Origin of the sequence: Citromicrobium bathyomarinum (genome assembly GCF_038594485.1) — a bacterium.
In the GTDB taxonomy this organism is placed as follows: domain Bacteria; phylum Pseudomonadota; class Alphaproteobacteria; order Sphingomonadales; family Sphingomonadaceae; genus Alteriqipengyuania; species Alteriqipengyuania bathyomarina_A.
In genome coordinates, this window is the sequence record NZ_JBCFZG010000008.1 from 401,262 (window position 1) to 424,218 (window position 22,957).

Genomic DNA, 22,957 nt, shown 5'->3' on the forward strand with positions numbered 1-22,957 from the left:
AAGGGTCCTCTTGCTGAGGCCCGGCGAAAGCCGGGGCCTCCTTAATGCTATTGTCTGATTGAACGAGGTCCCGGCTTTCGCCGGGATTCGCACCAGGGATTTAGACGAAGAACATCGTCATCCATTCGCAGATCAGGGCGGGCTTGTCCTCGCCTTCGATCTCGATGGTGATCTCGACCGTCTGCTGCCACTGGCCGGGGCGCTTCTCGGTCATTTCGAGCAGCTTCCAGTGGCCACGAATGCGCTTGCCGCTGCGCACCGGGTTGACGAAGCGGGTTTTGTTGCCGCCGTAGTTGACGGCCATCTTGATCCCGTCGGGCTTGGGCAGGTCGCTTTCGGCGCTGAGATAGGGGATCATCGACAGCGTCAGGAAGCCGTGCGCAATGGTGCCGCCGAACGGCGTCATCTTGGCCGCTTCCTCGTTCACATGGATGAACTGGTGGTCGCCCGTCGCCTCGGCGAACTGGTTGATCCGTTCCTGGCTGATCTCGACCCAGGGGCTGGTGCCGATCTGCTCGCCGACCTTCTCTGCGATTTCTTGGGGGGTCACGCGCGCCTCTCCTTTTGCTTGGATTTGTGCGCGCTCCATGCCGTATGCCGCGCGCTAGCGCAATGGAGCCGGGCCTGTCGCTACGGCATCGGGAGCACCGGCGCGCCGCTGGGCGGCCAACCGCTCTCCAATCGTCGCCTCGCGCGGCGAATCAAAGCGCTTGGCATAGATCGCAAGCGCAATCTGCAGGCCCGCCAGCATCATGATGAAGGGCTGCCACGCGATCCCCTGGAACAGCGCACCGACCAGGTAGATCAGCTGCGCATATTGCAGCGCGATCGCCAGATGGCCGAGCCATTCGAGTTGCGGATCGGCGCGCTTGCGCATCCGGCGTCGCACCCGCTCCATCTGGATCAGCCCCAGCGCCTGCAACAGCAGCCACGCGCCGAGCCCCGGCCAGCCCTGTTCGCCGAGCATCTCGAAAATCGCCGAGTGATAGGCGCGGCCTTCGTCGGTCACCTTCTCGTAGGTCGTGCTGGTCATGTTGCCGGTGCCGGTGGTCTGCGGCATGCGATAGGTGAAGCTGTTGGCGCGATACGCCTCGAACCCGCCGCCCAGCGGATGGTCCTTCACGTAGTCGAGCGTCCATTCCCATACCGCGACCCGGGTGGAGGCGCTTTCGTCTTCGTCGGCCTGCGTCATCGTCGCCATCCGGTCCGCGTAGCTTTGCGGCAGGAAGGGGAAGGCGGCCACGCATAACAGCAGCCCGCCCGCCATCATCAGGACCTTGTGCTTGCTTTCGCGCAAGACCAGCAGCCCCAGCATCGCGATGCACACCAGCCCGGTCCGCGCCTCGGTGCCGATCGGGATCAGCAGGCACGCCCCGGCAAGCCCCAGCGCGAACAGTTTGACCGGCAGGCTGGGGGGGAACACCGTTCCGTGCCGGGTGAACCAGTAGAGCAGCGGGATGATGGCGATCGCCACGGTCGAGATGGTCGAGCTTTCGTAGATACCGCTGTTGTCGTTGATGAAAAACGCCAGCGTGCCGTACCCGCCGCCGCCCAGAACGGTCTTGATCCCGCCCGAAATGATGATCGCCCCCGCCGTCAGCACCATGACGAGCGCCGCCGCTTCGAAGCGCAGCCGCGTGGTGACGGTGAACGGCAGGAAGATCGCGAAGACCAGCGTCTTCCACACCCAGTCCCACTTCTCCGACGCTTCGACCGGGAACTGCGCGCCCTGCATCGTGAACCACGCCCACACCAGCAGGAACAGCATGATCGCCTGCCGCAGCGTGAAGGTGGGCCGGGTCTTCCTGTCCAGCATCAGCCAACCGCCGAAGGCCGCCGCAAAGGCGATCAGCGAAACCGGCACGCTCGTGATCGGGCCGTAACCCATCTTCTGCGGGGCGAGGATATCGACGTAAAGGTACAGGCACACCCACAGGAACGGGCGTTTCAGCCCGAACAGCAGGAAGACGGCAAAAAAGCCGAGGAGGAAAAGGTCGGTCACGGCGCCCGGTCGCCTCGCACTTCGGCCTCGGCTTCGGTCTCCAGCAGCGGGTCCTCGTCGAGATCTTCACGCAGCATCAGGCGATAGCCCGCGAGCAGCAGCAGCCCGTGGATCGCAACGATGACCAGCATGTCGATCACGGGTGGCTCACTCCTTTGCGCACGACCGGTTGCGGGCAGTTTTTCGCCCACCGTGACAGGATCGCTAACAGGGTGGAGTTGACGCGGCGTTAAGTACGCCTGCGCTAGGCACGCCGTGCCATGCGCGTACTCCACGTTCTCGACCATTCGCTGCCGATGCACAGCGGCTATGCCTTTCGCACCCGCGCGATCATGCGCGCGCAGGCAGCAGACGGGCTCGATGTGCGCGGGATCACCGGCCCGCGTCATGCGGCCGATGGACCGGCGGACGAAACCTGCGAGGGGCTGCGGTTCCACCGCACCGGCGCGGTAGCGGGCGGACCGCCGCTGGTCGCCGAATGGCGCGAAGTTTCGGCGCATGCGAATGCGATCGTAGAACTGGCGCGCGAATGGCGGCCCGATATCCTCCACGCGCACTCGCCCGCCCTGTCGGGCCTCGCCGCGATCCGCGCAGGGCGCAAGCTGGGCATCCCCGTGGTCTACGAAATTCGCGCTTTCTGGGAAGATGCAGCGGTCGGGAATGGAACCGGCAGCGAAGGATCGGCCAAATACCGGCTGACCCGCGCGCTCGAAAATGCCGTGGTCGAACGCGCGGACGCCGTGTTCACGATCTGCAATGGCCTGCGCGACGATCTGGTCGCGCGCGGCTTTGCGCCATACAAGATCGGCATCTCGCCCAACTCGGTCGACCTCGCGCAGTTCGGCACGCCCGCCGCGCGCGATCCGCAACTGGCGGCGAAACTGGGCCTCGACCAAGGCCCGGTGATCGGCTTCATCGGCAGTTTCTACCCCTACGAAGGGCTCGACGACCTGATCGCGGCGCTCCCGCTGCTGCGCGAACGCCATCCACGAGCAAAGCTGCTGCTGGTCGGCGGCGGGCCCGAGGACGAACGCTTGCGCGTGCAGGCCGCCGCCTCCCCCGCCAGCGATTCGATCGTGTTCACCGGCCGAGTGCCGCACGACGATGTCGCCGATTACTACGCGCTGATCGATGTGCTCGCTTTCCCGAGAAAGAAGAGCCGCCTGACCAATCTGGTGACGCCGCTCAAACCCCTGGAAGCGATGGCGCAGGGGCGCATCGTCGCCGCGTCCGACGTCGGCGGACATCGCCAGCTGATCGAGCACGGCGAAACGGGCGTACTGTTCCCTGCGGACGATCCCGCCGGCACCGCACGCGCGCTTGCGGATATGCTGGACGATCGCGACGCCTGGCCCGCCATGTGCGACCGCGCCCGCGCCTTCGTCGCCGCCGAACGCGACTGGCAGATCAATAGTCGTCGTTATCAGAGCGTTTACCATCGCTTGTTAGGCAGTCCGACGGATCGGTCGCCCGAAAGCGCGGCGTGGATGCAGCCGGAAACGCGCGTCCGCGCCCGCCAGGGGGCCGCGCGATGAAGGAAGGAAGCTTGGCCGAATTCGACCTCGATGACGACGTTTCCAGGCCCGACGGGCTGACGTCGAGCAAGGCATTCCCCGCGCTGGTCGCGCTGTGGTTCGCCGCGCTGTTCGGCGGCGGATGCCTGTTCCTGCCGCCGGTGCTGTTCGACATGGTATTCGGCGGCAATTCGCCGTTCGGCCCGCAGACCCGGATCGTCGTTGCGCTGGGCGCGGCGGGGATCGGCCTGCTGCTTGGCCTGTTCATCGCCAGCCGGGTTCGCGACGACGGTGCCAGCGCCGCTGCGCCGACTGTCAAAAAGAGCCGCAAGCGCGACACCCGTCCGCCGCTCGACGTGCGCGCCGCCCTCGGCCTGGGCAGCGACGACGACGAGGACGAGGATGAGGATGAGGAAGACGACTTCGATCCCCCGTTCGCGGACGACGCCGACCTCTCCGACGCCCCCGATCATGACGCGTTCGACCTGACCGACGAGGTCCGCCCGCCGATCGACGATCCCTATTTCGCATCCGCGTGGAGCGATTCGGATGCGTATAATGTCGGCGAGCTGGACGAGGCACCGGTGGCCCCTACCCCCGCATGGACCGACACCGTACCGCAGGAGACCGAGCGCGCCGCCCCGTATCGCGAGGCGCGCGATCCCCAACCCACGCGCTACAATCCGTTCGCGGAGTTCATCGCCTCCGATGAAGGCGAAGACCTGCGGCAAGCGCCCGCATCCGATGAACCGGAGCCCACATGGGAAACGGCGTCATGGGAACCCGCGCCCCACGCCGAACCCGATCGCCCCGCTGCCAGCGACACAGCGCCGCCCCCGCCACCGGTCTGGTCCCGCGCGCGCGCGGAGGAGCCTGCCCTTCAGGAACTCGGCGTGGCCGAACTGGTCGAACGGCTCGCCCGCGCCTTGCAGGGTCAACAGCATGGCGAAGAGCAAGGCGGTTTCGCAGGATCGCAGCAGCAGCAAAGCCACACCGCGCCGCCACGCTCCGGCAGTCACAGGCACGAATCGGCGCTGGCACCCGGAGCGGCGCAAACGCCCGATATCGATCGCGCATTGCGCGGTGCGCTCGATCGCCTGTCGCGACTCGACGATGTGGCCTGACGCGAAAGGCTAGTCGAGCCGCCAGTCGACGGCCTCTCGCCCGGCATCCTCCAGAAACGCATTCGCACGGCTGAACGGCTTCGAACCGAAGAATCCGCGATGGGCGGAAAGCGGGCTCGGATGAGGGGAGCGGATCACGCAGTGCCGCGTGGGCGCATTCAGCTCTGCAATCCGCGAAGCCTTGGCCTGCGCGTGACTGCCCCACAGGACGAACACCGCAGGCTGCTCGCGCGCAGCGACCGCCGCCACACAGGCATCGGTGATCGCGTCCCACCCGCGCCCAGCATGGCTGCCCGCCTGCCCCGCCTCGACCGTCAGCGAATTGTTGAGCAGCAGCACGCCGCGCTCGCCCCAAGCCGTCAGATCGCCCGACTTGGGCGGCGCGATGCCGCAATCATCCGCCAGTTCCTTGAAGATGTTCCGCAGCGATGGCGGATGCTTGACGCCCTCGGGCACCGAAAAGCTGAGCCCCATCGCCTGCCCCGGCCCATGATACGGGTCCTGCCCCAAAATCACGACCTTCACCGCGTCGAGCGGGGTCAGTTCCAGCGCGCGCAGGCGGCTGCCCTGCGGCGGATAGATCGCCTTGCCCGCAGCCTCCTCCGCCCGCAGGAATCCGCCCAGCTTGCGGGCCTCGGGCGTGGCCAGCACCGGTTCGAGTACGTCGCGCCAGCTATCGGGTAGATCGTGTTGCACACCAGGCTCCGTTCAGGTCGGGCACAGCGCTGCGCTATCATTACTGCGCAAGCTACCGATACGTCCCCTTCCCCTCTTTTCCCAATATCCCTAGGAGCAGGCAGGGGGCGGGCTGGCACCAGACGTAGAAAGTTTTCAATGGCGGTACATTTCCACGAAGAAGACCTTCCCGCAGGCGTGTTCGCCGAGGGGGCTGCACTGGCAGTCGATACCGAGACCATGGGGCTCGTCACGCCGCGCGACCGGCTGTGCGTGGTCCAGATCAGCGATGGCGGCGGCGACGAGCATCTGGTGCGCTTCGGCGTCAACAGCAGCTTCGATGCGCCCAACCTGAAGGCCGTGCTGGCCGACCCCGCGCGGACCAAGCTGTATCACTTCGCGCGGTTCGATCTTGCCGCGATCGAGCACTACCTCGGCGTTACCGCCGCGCCGGTGTTCTGCACCAAGATCGCGAGCAAGCTGACCCGCACCTATACCGAACGCCACGGCCTGAAGATGCTGGTGAACGAATTGCTGAGCGAGGATATCTCCAAGCAGCAGCAGAGTTCCGACTGGGGCGCGCCCGTGATCACCGAAGCGCAGCGCGAATATGCCGCGTCGGACGTGCGCTACCTCCACCGGCTGCGCGACATTTTCGAGGAACGGCTGATCCGCGAAAACCGTTTGGAGATCGCGCAGGCATGCTTCGATTTCCTGCCGACGCGCGCGCGGCTCGATCTGGCGGGCTGGGCGAACGCGGATATCTTCAGCCACGAATAGGCAAAGGCTGACGCAAGTGGCGCATCACGAACCGGTCGAGGAAACGAAGGAGGCGCAGCGCCAGCGGCGCGGGCGGCAACGCCAAGCCGCGCCCGGCGGCTTTCACGACCGGCTTATCAAGATCCTCGCCATTGCGCTGCCGATGGCCACGGGCGCGATCGTCGCCTTTCTGGTGATCGCGCCGTTCTCGCCGCGCAGCGAGGTGTCCTTCATCCTCGACCGCGACAAGGTGGAACAGGTCGACGAGCGGTTGCGGGTGGACAACGCGACCTATCGCGGCGCGGACAAGAAGGGACGGCCCTTCTCGCTGGTCGCGGACGAGGCGGTCCAGAAATCCAGCAAGGAAGGGATCGTGCGTCTGGACGAAGTGATTGCCCGCATCCTGCTGGCGGATGGCCCCGCGCAGCTGACCGCCGATGGAGGCGAATACACGATTGCCGACGAGCTGCTGAAAGTTCGCGGCCCGGTGATGCTGCGCGCAACCGACGGGTACAACCTGGTCGCGCGCGGCGTTTCGGTAAACCTGCGCGATCAGATGCTGGTGGGCGACGAAGGCGTTTCGGGGTCCGTTCCGGCGGGCACCTTCTCCGCCAACAGCCTTAAAGTCGACCTCGAGGCGCGAACGATTACGCTTGACGGCAATGCCCGCCTGCGCATGGTGCCGGGCGCATTGGAGAGCATGGAATAATGGCACAACGGCCGCACAAGACCGCCCGCCCGCTGACCCGGACCGCTCTGCGGTCGGGCATGATCGGCTTCGCGCTGTCCGCCTGCACGGTTGCCGGGCTGCAGCTTCACGCGCAGGCGATCGCGGGGCACAATTCGAATGCGCCGGTGAACTACGCGGCCAACCGGATCGAGCTGCAGGACCGCCAGAATCGCGTCGTTCTGACCGGCAACGTCAAGATCGACCAGGCCAACCTGCACATGAGTTCGGCGCGCACGATCGTCGATTATTCGGACGCGGGCTCGCTCAGCATCAATCGCATTTCCGCGACCGGCGGCGTCACCGTGACGCGCGGCAACGAAAGCGCACGCGGCAATGTCGCGGTGTACGATTTCAACCGGCGGGTCATCACGATGACCGGCGATGTGCGGCTGCGGCGCGGGTCGGACACGCTCAACGGCGGCCGTCTCACCATCGACCTGCGCAGCGGGCTTTCGAGCATCGATGCAGCGGGCGGCAGCGGCGAAGGTGGCCGGGTGACCGGCTCGTTCTCGGTCCCGCAGGATTGAGTTTCTAGCTGGCGGTGCCAGCCCGCACCGGTGCCGGTTAACCCACTCTAGCGCGCGGCTTCACGCGCGATCCAGGCGATTTCCTGCGACAGGAGCAGCTCGGCCTGCTGGCTGTTGGCGAGCAGTGCCTGATGCAGCGCGGTCAGCCGCGAAACCAGCCGATCGAGCCGCCGTCCGCGCCAGATGCCCAGTTGCTGCGCAATGTCGCGCTCGTCCTTGAAGAAGATGCGCCGGGCGCGCTTTTGCGCATCGATGAAGGATCCCAGATCCTCCCCCGGACGCATCCGTGCCGATAGCTGTGCCAGCTGCGCCGCCCGCCGCTCGAACGCGAGAGCCACGCCGACGGGATTGAGCGCAAGCGTGCGCAAACGCGTCAGCTCGCCCGGCAGGCGGCGGGCATGTCCGCCCAGCGCGGCATTGACCAGCGGCATGAAGCCGTCTTCCTCGCTGGTCGCGCCGATCGCGTCCCACGCCTCCAGATCGGCGGTCTTGGGCGTGTCGGGCGCGGCATCGAGATACAGCGCCAGCTTTTCCACCTCGGCTTCGGCCAGCCGCCGGTCGAGGCCCGAGGCACGCGCGATCCGCTGGGCGAGATCGCCGCCGAGCCGCAGGCCGGCCCGGTCCGCCAGATCGCGCACGGTGTTGGCCATATCGGCGAGGTTGGGCGGATAGAACATCGCGACCAGCGTGCCCTTCGCGCCGCCGACCAGCTTTGCGCTCCGCGACTTGTCGGTTGCCGAGGTGGCAACCACCAGCACGGGGCACGCCTCGCCTTCCGCCTCAAGGTGCAGTTTCAACGCGTCGTGCGCCTCTTCGCCATTCGCGCGGACGAAAATGTGCCGCGCGTCGCCGAAGAGCGAGGAAGAGCGTGCCTCGTCCGCCAGCCGGACGGGGTCGCGGCGCAGGTCCGAGCCCGAAATCTCGACCCGCTCGCCCGCATCCGCCAGCCCGGCGACGATCTGCGTGGCCGCCGCCGACGCCGCGCTTTCATCGGGTCCGCAGAAGAAGAATGTGTGGCAATCGCGCGCGGCCTGGCCCGCGATCCGCCCGAAGGTGTTCTGATTGGCCTTGAACGACTGCGCCCCGGCCATGCGCTCAGTCCTGCTTGCGCAGGGCCAGCGAAACGCGGGTGACGATCTGGTCCGCAACCACCTGCGACAGCCGCTCGAGCGCGGCACGCTCGGCCGCGATGGTGGCATAGTCGCTCGACACGACGTCGATCCCCGCATCCGAGCCTGCGCTGGCATCGAGCAGGATTGCCCCCGTGCTCAGGTCGACCAGCTGGTATCGCGCGCGCAGGATGCGCCGCTCGCGCGTGACCCGCTCGTCGCTCAGCAGGCCGAGGCTTTCGAGGCTGTCGTCGAGCTGCACGTCGAGGCGGTAGCGCGGCGTCGCCTGCGATCCGCTCAGCGATATCCGGTCCTCCAGCGCGGTCGCGACCAGCCAGCCGCTGCGCCCCTCGATCGGGGCGACCTGCACTGCCGACAGCCCTTGCACGACGCCCGCACTGCCGCCCCCGGCATAGATCGGCTGCAACCCGCAGGCCGACAGCATGCATGCAGTGAGGAGGGCAAGAACGAATCGCATCAGGTGACGATATTGACCAGCCGGTCGGGCACCACAATGATCTTGCGCACCTCGGCCCCGTCGAGCGAGCGTTGCACCTTCTCGCTTGCCAGCGCCATTTCCTCGAGCACCTCCTTCGAGGCGCCCTTGGGCGCGGTCAGCGTGTCGCGCAGCTTGCCCTTGTGCTGGAGGGCGATGGTCACTTCGTCCTCGACCAGCATGGCGGGATCGTGCTCGGGCCAGGCGGCCTCGGCGATCAGACCTTCGCCGCCCGCACGGTGCCACGCCTCTTCGGCGAGGTGCGGCATCATGGGAGAGACCAGCTTCATCAGCGCGAATGTCGCATCGCGCCGGTCGGCGCTCGGCTGCGCCTTCTCGATCGCGCCGGTCAGTTCGTAGAGGCGGGCGACCGCCTTGTTGAACGACAGTGCCTCGATATCCTGCGCCACCGCGACGATCGTCTTGTGCGTCTTGCGCCGCAGGTCGAGGTCTTCGCCATCGCCCTCGATGTCGGCAGAGACAAGCCGCCAGACGCGCTGGACGAACCGCCCGCAGCCCTCGATCCCGGCCTCGGACCACGGCAGGTCACGCTCGGGCGGCGAATCGGACAGCATGAACCAGCGCACCGCATCCGCACCGTAGGTCGCGATGATCGTGTCCGGGTCGACGACGTTCTTCTTCGATTTGGACATCTTAATGACGCGGCCGATCTCGACCTCGCCGCCATCGTCCTTCAGCAACGCCCGCTCCGCCTCGCGGCTGATCTCGTCGGGCGCGTAGTAGACGGTCTTGCCGCCTTCGACCCGGCTGTAGGTCTCGTGCGTCACCATGCCTTGCGTGAACAGCGAGGCGAACGGCTCCTTCACCTCGATCTGGCCCATATGCGCGAGTGCGCGGGTCCAGAAGCGGGCGTAGAGCAGGTGCAGGATCGCATGTTCGATCCCACCGATATATTGTTCGACCGGCAGCCACCTGGCGATTTCCTCGCGGTCGAACGGCTTGTCCGTAGGCTGGCTCGCGAAGCGCAGGAAATACCACGAGGAATCGACGAAGGTGTCGAGCGTGTCGGTCTCCCGTTCGGCCTTGCCGCCGCACTTGGGGCAATCGACGTGCTTCCATGTCGCGTGGCGGACCAGCGGGTTGCCCGGCGTCTTGAAGTCGACATCCTCGGGCAGCGTGATCGGCAGGCTGTCCTTGGGTGCAGGCACCACGCCGCATTTCTCGCAATGGATGAAGGGGATCGGCGTCCCCCAATACCGCTGCCGCGAAACGCCCCAGTCGCGCAGGCGCCACACGGTCTTGCCCTCGCCGCGGCCCTGTTCCTCGATCCGGCGGATCACCTCGGCCTTGGCGGCCTCGACATCCATTCCGTCGAGGAAGTCCGAATTGACGAGCACGCCCTCGCCCGATTCGGCCTCGCCTTCGAAAGGCTTGTCGGCATCTTCGGCACTCGATGCCACGACGCGCGGAATCGGCAGGCCGTATTTGGTCGCGAAATCGAAGTCGCGCTGGTCGTGCCCGGGGACAGCCATGATCGCGCCGGTGCCGTAATCCATCAGCACGAAGTTCGCGATGTAGACCGGCAGGTCCGCCCCGGTGAACGGATGCTTCGCGGTAATCCCTGTGTCGAAGCCCAGCTTCTCGGCTGTTTCCAGCTCGGCAGCGGTCGTGCCGCCGCGCTTGCACAGAGCGATGAATTCGCGTGCGGCATCACTGTCGAGCGATTGCGCGACCGGGTGATCCGCCGCCACCGCGACGAAGCTCGCGCCGAAAATCGTATCGGGCCGGGTCGAATAGACCGGCAAACGATCGCCATTCGACAGGTCGAAGCTGAATTCGAGGCCCTGCGATTTGCCGATCCAGTTTTCCTGCATCAGCCGGACCTTGTCGGGCCAGTTTTCGAGGCTACCGAGCCCGTCGAGCAGTTCCTCGGCGAAGTCGGTGATCTTGAGGAACCACTGCGCGAGCTTGCGCTTCTCGACCTCGGCGCCCGAGCGCCAGCCCTTGCCGTCGATCACCTGTTCGTTGGCGAGCACGGTCATGTCGACCGGGTCCCAGTTGACCTCGCTCTCCTTGCGGTAAACCAGCCCGGCTTCGTAGAGATCGAGGAACAGCGCCTGTTCGTGGCCGTAATACTCGGGCTCGCAAGTCGCCAGCTCGCGGCTCCAGTCGAGCGCGAAGCCGATCCTTTTGAGCTGCGCCTTCATGTTGGCGATATTGTCGCGGGTCCAGCCGCCCGGGTGGACGCCCTTTTCCATTGCCGCGTTTTCAGCCGGCATGCCGAACGCATCCCACCCCATCGGGTGCAGCACCTCGTGCCCGGTCATCCGCTTGTACCGCGCGAGCACGTCGCCCATCGTGTAATTGCGGACATGCCCGATATGGATCCGGCCCGAAGGGTAGGGAAACATCTCGAGCACATAGCTCTTGGGCTTGGGGCTGTTGCTGTCGGCGCGGAAGCACTGCGCCTCGTCCCACGCCTTCTGCCAGCGCCCGTCGGCGGTCGACGGGTCGAAGCGGGTGTCACTCATGTTTGGTTCTGCGTTCGTGATTATGGCTTAGCCGGCGATCGCCTGGCGGCGCAGTTCGCGCGCCTTGGTCAGGATGATGTCTTCCAGCTTCTGCACGGTCGCGGCCTGCACCGGCGCATCGACCCAGTTGCCGCCCTGGTTGACCTGGCGACTCGCGGCAACGCGCAATGCATCGGCGCGCAGGTCCTGATCGAGGATGGAGACGGTCAGCTTGACGCGTTCGCCCGGGTTCTGGGGGTTGGCGTACCAGTCGGTCACGATCACGCCGCCCGCGCTGTCCGCCTGAAGCAGCGGCGCGAAGCTGACCGCTTCCAAGCTGGCGCGCCACAGGTAGGAATTGACGCCGATGGTCGTCACCTGGCTGGCGGCGGCATCCGCGCGAGGCAGCGCGCTGCCCCCTCCGCATGCTGACAGCGCGGCGCACGCGCCCAGCAGGGTTGCAGACATTATCGAGAAGCGGCGCTTGATCATCGTGGCTGACTTTCCAGTGAAGGACGCGAAAAAACGGTCGGCAGACCGCGCAGAAAATGGTCTCTATCGCCGCGAACCCGCCGCAGCAAGGGCACGGCTGCCCCGATGTGCTAAGCAGCGTGGGACGCCTGTACCGATGATGAACTCGCAGCCACATTGTGTGCGTCTTGCAACAGTTGGATGACAAGCGCGGTCGGGCCCTGTGGAAAAGCTGGCAAGTTGCGGATCGATTGCTTAGCAATATGGATCGAACCCATTCTTGGGTCGTTCACCTGCCGTAAGACTTCGCGGCGCTAGGGATAACAGGCATGATCGGGACTATCGCTCCTCGACTGCGCAAGCATCTCACCCCCCTGCTGGGCGGTGCGCTGGCGCTCGTCGTGGTTCCGATGGCCGGAACTGCCCTGGCGGAGGCGACCGCGCCTTCGTTCGTCGTCGGCGCTGCGGCCAGCACGGCGCGTTTCACGCCCGCATCGGTCGATCCCGAACTCGCCCGCCGGGTGAACGAACGCTACGCCGCACGGCGCGAAGCGCTGCCCTTCACGCCCGCCGCGGGCAAGTCGATTGCCGATCGTACCGTCACCGTGGCCGTTCGCGTAAACGATGATTCGGCCCGCGCGATCTCGATTCGCTCGGCGATCGATTCGGCGCGCAGCGAACCTGGCCGCCGCGATGTGACCGTGGCGCCCTCGGCGTTCGACCTCAGGGTTGCGCGCGGATACCAGAGCTTCACGATGCCGGCGTCGGAATTGCCGAAGTCGGTTTCCAAGATCGCGATGCCCGATCTGGCGCAGTTCCGCCCCTCGCAAGGCGCGAAGGACGAACCCAGCCGGTTCCAGCCGCGTATCTCGGTCGATCAGGAACGCACCCCGGGCCGCGCGCCGCGCACGCTCGAAGGGCGCGGCGATCGGCAGCTCGATCTGGGCGGGGCCTATCGCGTCTCGCGCAATCTGGATGTGACGGCGGGCGTGCGCCTGTCCGAAGAACAGAATGCGCGTCTCTCCCCGCTGACCGACGGCGCGGACGACAGCCAGTCGGTCTATATCGGTACCCAGCTGCGGTTCTGATGCTGCCGGCTGTGGAGGCCCGCATCCTTTCCTAAATATCGACGCCCCAAGGCATTTTGCTTTGCCCGTTGGCGCGCGTGACGCTACGTCACGGGGAAAGGGCAGAGAAGTCAGGGGAGAGTGATGATGGCACGTGTCGCGGTGGTGACGGGTGGAACGCGCGGTATCGGCGAGGCGATCAGCCTTGCGCTCAAGGAACAGGGCCGCACGGTCATTGCCAATTATGCCGGCAACGACGAGCGCGCGCGCGAATTTTCCGAACGCACCGGTATCACCACCATGAAATGGGATGTCGGCGATCACGAGGCGTGCCTCGAACATTGTTCGCGCATCACCGAAGATCACGGCCACATCCAGATCGTGGTCAATAATGCCGGGATCACGCGCGACGGCACGCTCGCCAAGATGAGCTTCGACGACTGGAACGAGGTGATGCGCGTCAACCTCGGCGGTTGCTTCAACATGGCCAAGGCGTGCTTCCCCGGAATGCGCGAAGCCAAGTGGGGCCGCATCGTCAATATCGGCTCGATCAACGGACAGGCGGGCCAGTACGGCCAGGTCAACTACGCCGCCGCCAAATCGGGTATCCACGGCTTCACCAAGGCGCTGGCGCAGGAAGGCGCGCGCTTCGGCATCACCGTCAACGCGATCGCGCCGGGCTATATCGACACCGACATGGTCGCCGCCGTACCCGACGAGGTGCTGACCAAGATCGTCGCCAAGATCCCGGTCGGCCGCCTCGGCCACGCGGAAGAGATCGCGCGCGGCGTCGCCTTCCTGACCAGCGAGGACGCGGGCTTCGTCACCGGATCGACGATGAGTCTCAATGGCGGGCAGCACATGTATTGACGGGTTCATCACCCGGTCACGCGCCGCGCCCCACCGTCTCCCGATGGGAGCGATGAGGCATTTCGGCATGCAGCACCGGGTTCTGAACGTTTTCGCCCTGTGCCTGCTTTGTGTCGGCGTCGCCTCGGTCGGCACACCGGCGGCTGCGGGGCTTGTTTCCAGCCGCATCTATCAGCCGGTCTCGCTTGTCGAAACGAATGTCGAATTCCGGGGTGAGCCGCCACAGCCGATCACCGCGCACACCGCCGATGGATTGACGCTGGAGGGGGCTTATTGGCCACCCGAGGAAGGCGTCGATCAGGTGGTCGTCGTATTCCACGGCAACAGCTATAATCACATGGTATCTGCCTATCGCGCCGAACCCTTGAAGGTGGGCGGACGCGGCGTGCTGATCGCGTCCTACCGTGGCTATGGCGACAATCCGGGCAAGCCGTCCGAGGCCGGTCTCTACGCCGATGCAGAAGCGTGGCTGGCGAAAGCGGACGAGCTGGCCCCCGATTCGCGGCGCTACCTGTTCGGCTTTTCGCTCGGCAGTGCCGTCGCCATCGAAATGGCGGCGCGGCATGATGTGTCCGGGGTAGCGACCATGGGCGCATTCACCCGGCTGAAGGACATGTTTCCGGGGATCGCCCGCGCGCTGGTCACCGAACGCTATGATAATCTCGCCCGAATCGGCGCGGTCGAGGAGCCGCTGCTTCTGATGCACGGCACGAAGGACGATGTGGTCGATTCGAAAGCGGTGGCACAACTGGAGGATGCAGGCGGGCCCAATGTGGTGCACATCAACCTGACAGGTGGCGGTCACTGGGTGCCGCTCGACGGGCTTGCTCCGCGTATCTGGGCGCAATGGGAGGCGCTGGAAGCGGATCAGCCGGACGCTGCCGCCCCATAGGCTCTGGCGGCGATCGCTGGCCGCGAGGATTGCGCTCGCAAGACACGTGCGCCACGGTTTACCGATGCGCTACCACCCGCCCATCAAGCGATCGGTCGAGATCGCCGGACACAAGACGAGCATCACGCTCGAGCCGGTGTTCTGGGATTTGCTGCGCGATCAGGCGGAAGTGCAGCGGGTGCCGATCAACGCGCTGGTCGCGCGGATCGACGCACGACGTATCGAGGCCGACGAGCCGGTGGGGCTCGCCAGCGCGATTCGGCAATATCTGGTCGGGAAACTCGCCGACGGAGGCGAGCGCGAGGGCTCGCCCCCGACCAGCCAGCTTTAATATTTGGCGGTCGCGTCGCTCGCCGGGAAGGTTTCGTCGAGAGCTTCGTCGGTGGCGCTCATTGTGTCGCCCTTGGTGGCGGTTGCGCCCGCGCCCGCTTCACGCACGCCACCCGTCGGCTGGCCATCGGCGAAAGCGACGCCGTTTTCGTCCTTGTGGTTCTTGTAGGCCTTGTAGCCGAGGTAACCCAGGCCACCCAGAATTGCGGTACGAATCAAACCCATGTCACGTCTCCGGAAAAAAGTGTTCGGTGAACGAACGCCGGAGGGGTGGCTTTGGGTCCGATAAATTCGCGCTATTCGTCGCCCACCCGTTCGATCTCGGCACCGATCGCCTGCAGCTTCTCTTCCAGCCGCTCGTAGCCGCGATCGAGGTGGTAGATCCGCCGGATCTGCGACTCGCCCTGTGCCGCCAATGCGGCGATCACCAGGCTCATCGAAGCGCGCAGATCGGTCGCCATCACTTCCGCGCCGGTGAGGCCCTGTTGCCCCAGCACGATGGCGGTGCGGCCCGACACTTCGATATTGGCACCCATCCGCGTCAGCTCGGGCACGTGCATGTAACGGTTTTCGAAGATCGTTTCGGTCAGCACGCTCGTGCCTTCGGCCACGGTCAGCAGCGCCATCAGCTGCGCCTGCATGTCGGTCGCCAGCCCCGGATAGGGCGCGGTCGAAAGATTGACGGCCTTCAGCTTGCCTTCGGCAGCGACCGTCACGCCCTTGGCATCGGTTTCGACATGCACGCCGATATTGCGCAGCGCGTGCAGCGTGGCGGACATGTCGTCCGCCTTTGCGCCTTCGAGCCGCGCTTCACCGCCCGTGATCGCGGCGGCGCAGGCGTAGGAGCCCGCTTCGATGCGATCGGCCATCACCTTGTAGGTCGCGCCGTTCAGGCGCTTGACGCCGTGGATCACGAGGTCGGACTGGCCGATATTCTCGATCTCCGCCCCCATCGCCACCAGCAGGTTGCACAGGTCGACGATCTCGGGCTCGCGCGCGGCATTGCGCAGCGTCGAGGTGCCGTTGGCGAGCACCGCCGCCATCAGCGCATTCTCGGTCGCGCCGACCGACACCACGGGGAAATCGAACTCACCGCCCGGCAGGCCGCCATCGGGTGCATGCGCGCGGACATAGCCCTGCGCCAGCTCGATCTCGGCCCCCAGTGCTTCCAGCGCGCTCAGATGCAGATCGATCGGGCGGTTGCCGATGGCGCAGCCGCCGGGCTGCGAAACGGTGGCGACGCCTGCACGCGCCAGCATCGGGCCGAGCACCAGGATCGACGCACGCATCTTGCGCACCAGATCGTAGGGCGCGGTGGTCGAGGTGAGGCGCGTCGCCTCGTAGGTCACGACGCGGCCGAAATCTTCCGGCCGTGTGCCCGCGATATTCACCGCCACGCCAAACTGCGTCATCAAATGCTGGAAGCTGTCGATATCGGCCAGCCGGGGCAGGTTGCGCAGGGTCAGCGGCTCGTCGGTCAGCAGCGCGCACGGAATCAGCGTGAGCGCGGCATTCTTGGCGCCGGAGATCGGGATCGTGCCGGAGAGCCTGTGCCCACCGATGATGCGTAGTTTGTCCATCCCACGGGCGTTTAGCGGGCGCACGCAGCAAAACAAGCCGGGCCGCGATCCGGCAGGGCCCGCGCCGCGCAATCGACCCGCCGTTGACGCGCGCGGGCACCGCGCCCATACCCCGCGCCCATGGCGCACAAACCTATCCGCAAAGCCGTGTTTCCCGTCGCCGGGCTCGGCACCCGCTTTCTCCCCGCGACCAAGGCTATCCCGAAGGAAATGCTTGCGATCGTCGATCGCCCGCTGATCCAGTACGCGGTGGACGAAGCGCGCGAGGCGGGGATCGAGCAGATGATCTTCGTCACCGGGCGTGGGAAAACCGCGATCGTCGAGCATTTCGACGTCGCCTTCGAGCTCGAACAGACGATGGAGGAACGCGGCAAGGATCTCGGCATCCTCGATTCGACCCGCGCCACGCCGGGCGACATCATCACCGTGCGCCAGCAGGTGCCGCTGGGTCTGGGGCACGCGATCTGGTGCGCCCGCGCGATCGTCGGCGACGATCCCTTCGCGATTTTCCTCCCCGACGAGCTGATGATCGGGAAGGCCAATGGTGCGGGCTGCATGAAGCAGATGGTCGACGCTTACGAACAGGTCGGTGGCAACCTGATCAGCGTGCTCGAAGTCCCGCAGAAATCGGTTTCCAGCTACGGCGTGATCGATCCTGGCAAGGAAGACGGTGCGCTGACCGAGGTCAGGGGCCTGGTCGAAAAGCCGCCCGTCGCCGAAGCGCCTTCGAACAAGATCATCTCGGGCCGCTATATTCTCCAGCCCGAGGTGATGCGAGTGCTGGAAACGCAGGGCAAGGGGGCCGGGGGCGAAATCCAGCTGACCGACGCGATGGCAAAGATGATCGGCAACCAGCCGTTCCACGCGGTCACTTTCGACGGTTCGCGGTACGATTGCGGCAGCAAGACCGGCTTCGTCGAGGCGACGCTGGCGCTCGCGCTCGAACGCCCCGACATGGGCGACGAAGTGCGCGCGATGGCAAAGCGACTCCTGAGCGCGTAATCCTGCGGCCCAAGCGCAGCTTGGGCCGACGATTTTCCTACCCTCGGCGGCTTTGCTAGGGCGAAGTTCGCTCTTTCACAGCGTCGATCGTACCCTTGCGCCCGCCCGTCAGCCGGCAGGACCAAAAAAGCGGCCCAAAACCTCGAATCTGTCACCCTCTGGCCCTCAGAGGGCGTAAAAGGTGCGTGTTTTGAGCGAGTTGCCCGCAGCATACGCAGGGTGACACCCGGGTGACACGTGTCACCCCGTCACCCCCCGCCATGCGGACGCTGCGTAACCGCAGGTCAAGGTTTCTCGGCAGCGCCCTCCTTCGGATCGGACGGACGCGTCTTTGGCGCCTTGGCCGATTCGCGATTCGTCTGCTTGGGTTCGGCAGCCTCCGCGTCAGGCTGCGACTGCTTTTCCAGCGCTTCGCCCAACGAACCGGTGGCAGCGCCTTCGACCAGCGCGCCGAGCGAGGACCCGTCGAGGCCGAGTTCCTTCATCAGCCCGTCGAGCACCGGCGCCTGAGCGCGGTAGGCGAGCGCGGCATTGACCGCATCGCCGGCCAGGTTGCCGTTGCCGCCGCCAGCGCCACTCGTGCCCGCGCCCGCGCCTCCGCCCGAGCGTCCGCCATGCGTGAGCCCGTCGACTTGCACGATCTTGATCGAATCGATCGCCTCCATCGGCTTGGCGCTTTCGCGGATGACCTCGGGCAGGACTTTGAGCAGCGCGAGCTTGGTCTGCAGGCCGATCTGGTCGGACGACAGCAGGTTCGCCGCCTCGTTGATCGCCTGTTGACCGGCAGCCTCGACTTCGAAGCGGATCCGCGCGGCTTCGGCGCGCAGCTTCTCCGCCTCCGCCTCGCCCTCGGCTTCGCGGCGCATCGCTTCGGCGCGGTTCGACGCGGCATCCTTTTCCGCTTCGGCGTCGACGCGGATCTTGATCGCATCGCGTTCGGCCTGCTTGGCCGCCTCGATCAGTTCGATCCGCTTGTCACGCTCGGCGATCTCGGTCGCGCGGCTGGTCGAGACCTGTTCCTCGGCAGCAACTGCCTTGGCGCGTGCTTCGTCGGCTTCGGCCTTGGCCTGGCTTTCCTCGCGGCTCTTGTTCTGGACCGCGATCTGCTGTTCCTGCCGAGCAATCTCGAGCGCGCGCTGCTGGTCGATCCGCGCTTCTTCCACCAGCCGGTCGGCTTCGATCTGCTGGGCGTCGACCTGCTTCTTCGCCTCGATCCGTGCGGCATCGGCTTCGCGGGTCCGCTCGGCCTGTTCGCGGGCGATCTCAGCTGCCTGCGCGGCACGGCGGATTTCGACTTCGCGTTCCTGCTCCAGCCGCGCGTATTCCTGGTCACGCTTGATCTCGAAGCTGCGCTGGTCGGCTTGCAGGTTCTTGCTCTCCATCTGGACGCGCGTGTCCTGCTCGATATCGTTGCGCAGTTTCTTGCGCGCCTCGATCTGCTCGGTCAGCTTGGTCAGGCCTTCGGCGTCGAAGGCGTTGTTCGCGTTGAAATGCTCGATGCTGGTCTGGTCGAGCCCGGTGAGCGAGACCGATTCGAGCTCCAGCCCGTTCATCGCGAGATCGTTGGAAGAAACCTGCTGCACCTTCTGCACGAAGTCCGCCCGCTGTTCGTGCAACTCGTTCATGGTCATGCCCGCCGCGACCGATCGCAGCGCGTCGACGAATTTGCCCTCGACCAGATCCTTGAGCATTTCGGGCTGCATGGTGCGCTGGCCCAGCGTCTGCGCGGCCATCGCGATCGCATTCGCATCCGGCTTTACGCGGACGTAGAATTCCGCCTTCACGTCGATCCGCAACCGGTCGAGCGTGATGAGGGCCTCGCCGTCGCGGCGCACCACGCTCAGCACCAGCGTGTTCATGTTGACCGGCATGGTCTCGTGGAACACCGGCAGCACCATCGCACCCCCGTTCATCACCACGCGCTCGCCGCCGACACCGGTTCGCACGAAGGCGGTTTCCTTCGATGCGCGTTTGTACAGTCTTGTGATCGTCAAGCCGATGATCAGCAGGACGAAAAACCCGGCCCCTGCGAAGATGAGAACGGTCCAAAGATCTTGCATAGTCTCTCCTGTATCGATGATTGGTTGGATGGCCCGCGCCGCGCCCTAGAGAGACAGCAGGGGGTTATCGCGCCTCTCGGCGTAGAATGTGTTCCCGTCCCGGCGGACGAGCAGGACCTCCTCATCGGCCGCCAGCTCGGCAGAAGGATCGTGCGGCTCGACCATCACAAGGTGGGTCTGGCCGAACTGGTCGAGCACGCGTGCCCTTGCCGGCGATCCGGCGCGCGATGTGCCGATCTGGATCGTCGCCATGCGGCCGACCAGCGAAGACACCGGCACCGCACTGGTGCGGTCGCCCGGCAGGATCGCGCCCAAGGGCCGGCTGATCACACCCGTCACCGGCAGGGCAAACAGGCCTGCAAGCACCGCAGCGAGCGCCGGATGAAGCACGTCGCCCAGCAGATCGGCGCTGAACGCCTGCAGCGAGATGCCGATCAGCGCGAAAGCGAACAGCAGCAGCGCGAGCCAGATGAGAAAGGGCACGCGCCCCACCCCCAGCAGGCTCAGCAAGCCGCCGAGAAAGCCAAGCTCGCCCGATGAGGCGTCACCTGCCGAGGCGTCCGTGTCGAGGTCGATGTCGGCATCGCCTCCCAGAACATCTCCCAGGCCGAGCACCTGGCTGACTGCCAGCATGACCATCAACACCAGCGCGGCGAGAAACGGGATATTATGGCTCTGGAGCAATTCCATCATGAATTACCCCCGCAAATAATCGCCATGCAGAAGGCTCCGACGGAGCCGGTTTTCTTGTTCTTATCCATGCCCGGATATTAGCATGAACGGCCCCCAAACCCTAGGAAAACCGGACGTTTCACGGGTATTTCAGGTCGCTTTTCGGGCGTATTCGTCGCGCAGTTCACGCTTGTAGAGTTTGCCGTTTGCCTCGCGCGGCAGGTCGGGGCGGAAATCGAACTGGCGGGGCATTTTGACGCGGCTGAGCTGGGGTTCGAGGTAGTCGCGCAGCGTCTGTTCGAGCGCTTCGCCCGCCTGCTCCATGTCGACCGGCTGGATCACCGCGACCACCCGCTCGCCCAGATCGGGGTCGGGTGCGCCGATCACCGCCGCGTCGAGCACATCTGGATGCGCGACCAGCAGGTTCTCGATCTCCTGCGGGTAGATGTTGACCCCGCCGCAGATGATCATGTGGCTTTTCCGGTCGGTCAAGAAGAGGAAGCCATCCTCGTCGATATGACCGATATCGCCGAGCGTCATCCAGCCGCGCTCGTTCATCGCCTCGGCGGTCTTTCCCGGATCCTTGTGATAGGTCGGCAGCTTGTCGTTCTCGAAGAACAGCAGCCCGGTTTCGCACGGCGGCAGCTCGCGGCCGTCGGGGCCGCAGACATGCGCCTTGCCGTAGAGCATCCGGCCGACGGTGCCGGGCTTGGCCAGCCAGTCCTCGCTCTTGACCAGCGACATGCCGATCCCTTCGGAGCCGGCGTAATATTCCTGGATGATCGGCCCCCACCACTCGATCATCGCCGCCTTGATCGGCACCGGGCACGGCGCGGCGGCGTGGATTGCGCGCCGGTGGCTGGAAAGGTCGTACCGCCTACGCTCATCCTCCGGCAACTTGAGCATGCGCACGAAATGCGTCGGCACCCACTGACTGTCGGTCACGCGATACTGCTCGATCGCGGCCAGCGCGCCCTCAGGCGTGAATTTGTCCATGATCACCACCGTACCGCCCAGCCGGTGGACCGTGCTGCACCAGCCCAGCGGCGCGGCGTGATAGAGCGGCGCCGGCGAGAGGTAGACCATGTTCCCGTCGGTCGGCATGCCCACCCCCATCGTCGCGAGGCCGACCAGCGCATTGGGTGCGGTTATGTCGTCGCTGGGTGGCGGGGGCGGCACGATGCCCTTGGGCCGCCCGGTCGTCCCCGAGGAATAGAGCATGTACTGACCCGGCGAGGGGTCTTCCACCATCTCGGGCGAGCGGGAGGCGACGTCATCGGTAAAGGCCGCCGCATCGACGTCGACGATCTCGATGTCGCTCTGCTCAAGCGCCTTGACCTCCTCTGTGAACTTCGAGGAAGTCAGCAGCAGCGCGCATTCGGCGTCTTCGAGGATATAGGCGATCTCGGGCGCGGTAAGGCGGGTCGATATCGGCACCAACATCGCGCCGATTCGCTGCGTCGCCCACAGCAGCTGGAGGTAGAGCGGCCGGTTCTCGAGCAGCAGCCCTACCCGCGTCCCGTGTTCGACCCGGTGGGCCCGCAGCCAGCGCGCCATCCGATTGGCGAAGGCGTCCATTTCGCCGAAGGTGACGGTTTTGCCGCTCGCCGCGTCGATGATGGCCGCGTGGTCCGGCCGCGTGGCCGCGTGGTTTATCGGATGCATGTCTCTCTCCCGGCGCGCAGTCTTTCTGATGGTCGGCGGCAGGGCAAGCGAAAACGCGCAACGAAAAAGGGCGACGCATCGCGCCGCCCTTTTCGGAAATTCATCGGTTTTTGGGGGAGCGCTTACTCGTCTTCGTCGCCGCCGCCGATACCGCCCGGGCCCATCGCGAGGCGGAAGGTTTCCTGCGCTTCGGTTTCGACCATGAAGGGGCGCGGATCGACCGGCTTGCCGGCGATGCGGACTTCATAATGGAGATGCGGGCCGGTCGAACGACCGGTCGAGCCGACGTAGCCGATCAGGTCGCCCTTGCGGACCTTCTGGCCGTCGCTGACCACGATCCGCGAAAGGTGGCCGAAACGCGTTTCGATAGCGTTGCCATGGTCGATCTGGATGTAGTTGCCGTAGCTGCTGAACCAGTTGGCGCGTTCGATGGTGCCATCGGCGGTCGCGTAAATCGGCGTGCCGGTCGGCGCCGCGAGATCGATGCCGTTATGGCGGGCCCGCTTGCGCAGGACAGGGTGGTCGCGCATGCCGTAGCTGCTGCTGACGCGGAAGTTTTCGAGCGGCATGCTCGACGGAACCGATACGGTCGGCAAGGCAACCGGCTGGCCGTTTTCGGTGTCGAGGTCCTGCCAGCTGGCGAAGAGCTGGCGGAACTGGGCGTCGCCATTGCCGAGCGGGCTCTGCGCTTCCTCGACCGCGTCGGTAACGTCGACCGCGGCGGCTGAGCTGGAATTGGCGTGTGCTGGTACTGCGGCGGTTGCGATGGCCGCACCGAACACGATGGCGATACGGCTGAAAAGTCGATCAGTGGTCAGCAAGTTGTCCGTCCCTCTGTCGTCGGCGAAGCGAACCGCTCCGCCCGTTCCGGTCTCTTGCGCACCTACGATCCGGTGGAGCGCCGAAACCCTTCAAATTCGACGGGAACTATCCCCGTCCGT

General features: G+C 65.7%; 24 protein-coding genes. 10 read left to right on the forward strand and 14 right to left on the reverse strand.

Annotated elements, in window-relative coordinates; genetic code table 11:
• Window positions 1–100: 100 nt before the first annotated feature.
• The 3 genes from AAG591_RS14805 to AAG591_RS14815 are packed head-to-tail and all read right to left on the reverse strand — an operon-like array spanning window position 101 to window position 2,142.
• Entirely contained in the window at window positions 101–550 is a 450-nt protein-coding gene (locus tag AAG591_RS14805; protein ID WP_342532216.1) for a MaoC family dehydratase, read from the reverse strand.
• 54 nt (window positions 551–604) lie between these two features.
• Window positions 605–2,002: a DUF5935 domain-containing protein gene (locus tag AAG591_RS14810; RefSeq protein WP_342532217.1), complete on the reverse strand. Its 1,398-nt coding sequence runs from the start codon at window positions 2,000–2,002 to the stop codon at window positions 605–607.
• Window positions 1,999–2,142, reverse strand: a complete 144-nt coding sequence (locus tag AAG591_RS14815) for a hypothetical protein (protein ID WP_342532303.1) — start codon at window positions 2,140–2,142, stop codon at window positions 1,999–2,001. Before AAG591_RS14815 ends, AAG591_RS14810 begins: the two co-directional genes overlap by 4 nt.
• Window positions 2,143–2,262: 120 nt before the next feature.
• On the opposite strand from AAG591_RS14815, the gene AAG591_RS14820 reads away from it, so the two are divergent.
• Together AAG591_RS14820 and AAG591_RS14825 are read left to right on the forward strand one after the other, a co-directional pair.
• Window positions 2,263–3,537 carry a TIGR04063 family PEP-CTERM/XrtA system glycosyltransferase gene (locus AAG591_RS14820; protein ID WP_342532219.1) on the forward strand — a complete coding sequence of 425 codons (1,275 nt, stop codon included), beginning with the start codon at window positions 2,263–2,265 and terminating at the stop codon, window positions 3,535–3,537.
• Window positions 3,538–3,548: 11 nt separating this feature from the next.
• The gene (locus tag AAG591_RS14825; RefSeq protein WP_342532220.1) at window positions 3,549–4,640 is read left to right on the forward strand and encodes a hypothetical protein; all 1,092 of its coding nucleotides are present in this window, start codon (window positions 3,549–3,551) and stop codon (window positions 4,638–4,640) included.
• A gap of 9 nt (window positions 4,641–4,649) precedes the next feature.
• Here AAG591_RS14825 and AAG591_RS14830 read toward each other — a convergent pair whose 3' ends face one another.
• On the reverse strand, window positions 4,650–5,336 hold the full coding sequence (locus AAG591_RS14830) for a uracil-DNA glycosylase (RefSeq protein WP_342532221.1): 687 nt from the start codon (window positions 5,334–5,336) through the stop codon (window positions 4,650–4,652).
• 138 nt (window positions 5,337–5,474) lie between these two features.
• Here AAG591_RS14830 and AAG591_RS14835 point away from each other — a divergent pair, with 138 nt between their 5' ends.
• From AAG591_RS14835 to AAG591_RS14845, 3 genes are read left to right on the forward strand one after another with little or no spacing between them, the layout of a single operon-like run.
• A complete protein-coding gene (locus AAG591_RS14835) occupies window positions 5,475–6,095 on the forward strand; it encodes a ribonuclease D (RefSeq protein ID WP_342532222.1) in 621 nt (206 codons plus the stop codon).
• A gap of 16 nt (window positions 6,096–6,111) precedes the next feature.
• The gene (gene lptC / locus AAG591_RS14840; protein WP_342532223.1) at window positions 6,112–6,783 is read left to right on the forward strand and encodes an LPS export ABC transporter periplasmic protein LptC; all 672 of its coding nucleotides are present in this window, start codon (window positions 6,112–6,114) and stop codon (window positions 6,781–6,783) included.
• Window positions 6,783–7,331, forward strand: a complete 549-nt coding sequence (locus AAG591_RS14845) for an LptA/OstA family protein (protein ID WP_342532224.1) — start codon at window positions 6,783–6,785, stop codon at window positions 7,329–7,331. The genes lptC and AAG591_RS14845 overlap by 1 nt, the downstream gene beginning before the upstream one ends.
• 47 nt (window positions 7,332–7,378) lie before the next feature.
• Here the strand turns inward: AAG591_RS14845 and AAG591_RS14850 are convergent, their stop codons facing one another.
• Genes AAG591_RS14850 through AAG591_RS14865 form a run of 4 tightly spaced genes read right to left on the reverse strand, consistent with a single transcriptional unit; the run spans window position 7,379 to window position 11,875 of the window.
• Window positions 7,379–8,422, reverse strand: a complete 1,044-nt coding sequence (locus AAG591_RS14850; protein ID WP_342532225.1) for a DNA polymerase III subunit delta — start codon at window positions 8,420–8,422, stop codon at window positions 7,379–7,381.
• Between the two features lie 4 nt (window positions 8,423–8,426).
• The gene (gene lptE, locus AAG591_RS14855) at window positions 8,427–8,918 is read right to left on the reverse strand and encodes an LPS assembly lipoprotein LptE (RefSeq protein ID WP_342532226.1); all 492 of its coding nucleotides are present in this window, start codon (window positions 8,916–8,918) and stop codon (window positions 8,427–8,429) included.
• Window positions 8,918–11,428, reverse strand: coding sequence for a leucine--tRNA ligase (gene leuS / locus AAG591_RS14860; protein WP_342532227.1), 2,511 nt, complete (start codon window positions 11,426–11,428; stop codon window positions 8,918–8,920). Before leuS ends, lptE begins: the two co-directional genes overlap by 1 nt.
• Window positions 11,429–11,455: 27 nt before the next feature.
• Window positions 11,456–11,875, reverse strand: coding sequence for a DUF3576 domain-containing protein (locus AAG591_RS14865; protein WP_425341668.1), 420 nt, complete (start codon window positions 11,873–11,875; stop codon window positions 11,456–11,458).
• Between the two features lie 332 nt (window positions 11,876–12,207).
• Between AAG591_RS14865 and AAG591_RS14870 the strand changes: the two genes are divergently transcribed.
• The 4 genes from AAG591_RS14870 to AAG591_RS14885 all read left to right on the forward strand — a co-directional run bounded on the left by AAG591_RS14870 (window position 12,208) and on the right by AAG591_RS14885 (window position 15,038).
• Window positions 12,208–12,966, forward strand: a complete 759-nt coding sequence (locus AAG591_RS14870; protein ID WP_342532231.1) for a hypothetical protein — start codon at window positions 12,208–12,210, stop codon at window positions 12,964–12,966.
• Window positions 12,967–13,092: 126 nt separating this feature from the next.
• Window positions 13,093–13,815: an acetoacetyl-CoA reductase gene (gene phbB, locus AAG591_RS14875; protein WP_342532299.1), complete on the forward strand. Its 723-nt coding sequence runs from the start codon at window positions 13,093–13,095 to the stop codon at window positions 13,813–13,815.
• A gap of 67 nt (window positions 13,816–13,882) precedes the next feature.
• Window positions 13,883–14,707, forward strand: coding sequence for an alpha/beta hydrolase (locus tag AAG591_RS14880; RefSeq protein ID WP_342532232.1), 825 nt, complete (start codon window positions 13,883–13,885; stop codon window positions 14,705–14,707).
• Window positions 14,708–14,771: 64 nt separating this feature from the next.
• Window positions 14,772–15,038, forward strand: a complete 267-nt coding sequence (locus tag AAG591_RS14885; protein ID WP_342532233.1) for a ribbon-helix-helix domain-containing protein — start codon at window positions 14,772–14,774, stop codon at window positions 15,036–15,038.
• Here AAG591_RS14885 and AAG591_RS14890 read toward each other — a convergent pair.
• Window positions 15,035–15,262, reverse strand: a complete 228-nt coding sequence (locus AAG591_RS14890; RefSeq protein ID WP_342532234.1) for a hypothetical protein — start codon at window positions 15,260–15,262, stop codon at window positions 15,035–15,037. The genes AAG591_RS14885 and AAG591_RS14890 overlap by 4 nt on opposite strands.
• A 71-nt stretch (window positions 15,263–15,333) precedes the next feature.
• Complete coding sequence (gene murA / locus AAG591_RS14895) at window positions 15,334–16,617, reverse strand: UDP-N-acetylglucosamine 1-carboxyvinyltransferase (RefSeq protein ID WP_342532235.1); 1,284 nt, start codon at window positions 16,615–16,617, stop codon at window positions 15,334–15,336.
• Between the two features lie 120 nt (window positions 16,618–16,737).
• On the opposite strand from murA, the gene galU reads away from it, so the two are divergent.
• Window positions 16,738–17,619 carry a UTP--glucose-1-phosphate uridylyltransferase GalU gene (gene galU / locus AAG591_RS14900; RefSeq protein ID WP_342532236.1) on the forward strand — a complete coding sequence of 294 codons (882 nt, stop codon included), beginning with the start codon at window positions 16,738–16,740 and terminating at the stop codon, window positions 17,617–17,619.
• A gap of 284 nt (window positions 17,620–17,903) precedes the next feature.
• Here galU and AAG591_RS14905 read toward each other — a convergent pair whose 3' ends face one another.
• The 4 genes from AAG591_RS14905 to AAG591_RS14920 all read right to left on the reverse strand — a co-directional run bounded on the left by AAG591_RS14905 (window position 17,904) and on the right by AAG591_RS14920 (window position 22,837).
• Window positions 17,904–19,679: a flotillin family protein gene (locus AAG591_RS14905; RefSeq protein ID WP_342532237.1), complete on the reverse strand. Its 1,776-nt coding sequence runs from the start codon at window positions 19,677–19,679 to the stop codon at window positions 17,904–17,906.
• 45 nt (window positions 19,680–19,724) lie between these two features.
• Entirely contained in the window at window positions 19,725–20,372 is a 648-nt protein-coding gene (locus tag AAG591_RS14910) for an OB-fold-containig protein (protein WP_342532238.1), read from the reverse strand.
• Between the two features lie 129 nt (window positions 20,373–20,501).
• Window positions 20,502–22,016 carry an acyl-CoA synthetase gene (locus AAG591_RS14915; protein ID WP_342532239.1) on the reverse strand — a complete coding sequence of 505 codons (1,515 nt, stop codon included), beginning with the start codon at window positions 22,014–22,016 and terminating at the stop codon, window positions 20,502–20,504.
• Between the two features lie 122 nt (window positions 22,017–22,138).
• Window positions 22,139–22,837 carry a M23 family metallopeptidase gene (locus tag AAG591_RS14920; protein ID WP_342532240.1) on the reverse strand — a complete coding sequence of 233 codons (699 nt, stop codon included), beginning with the start codon at window positions 22,835–22,837 and terminating at the stop codon, window positions 22,139–22,141.
• Between the last annotated feature and the right edge of the window lie 120 nt (window positions 22,838–22,957).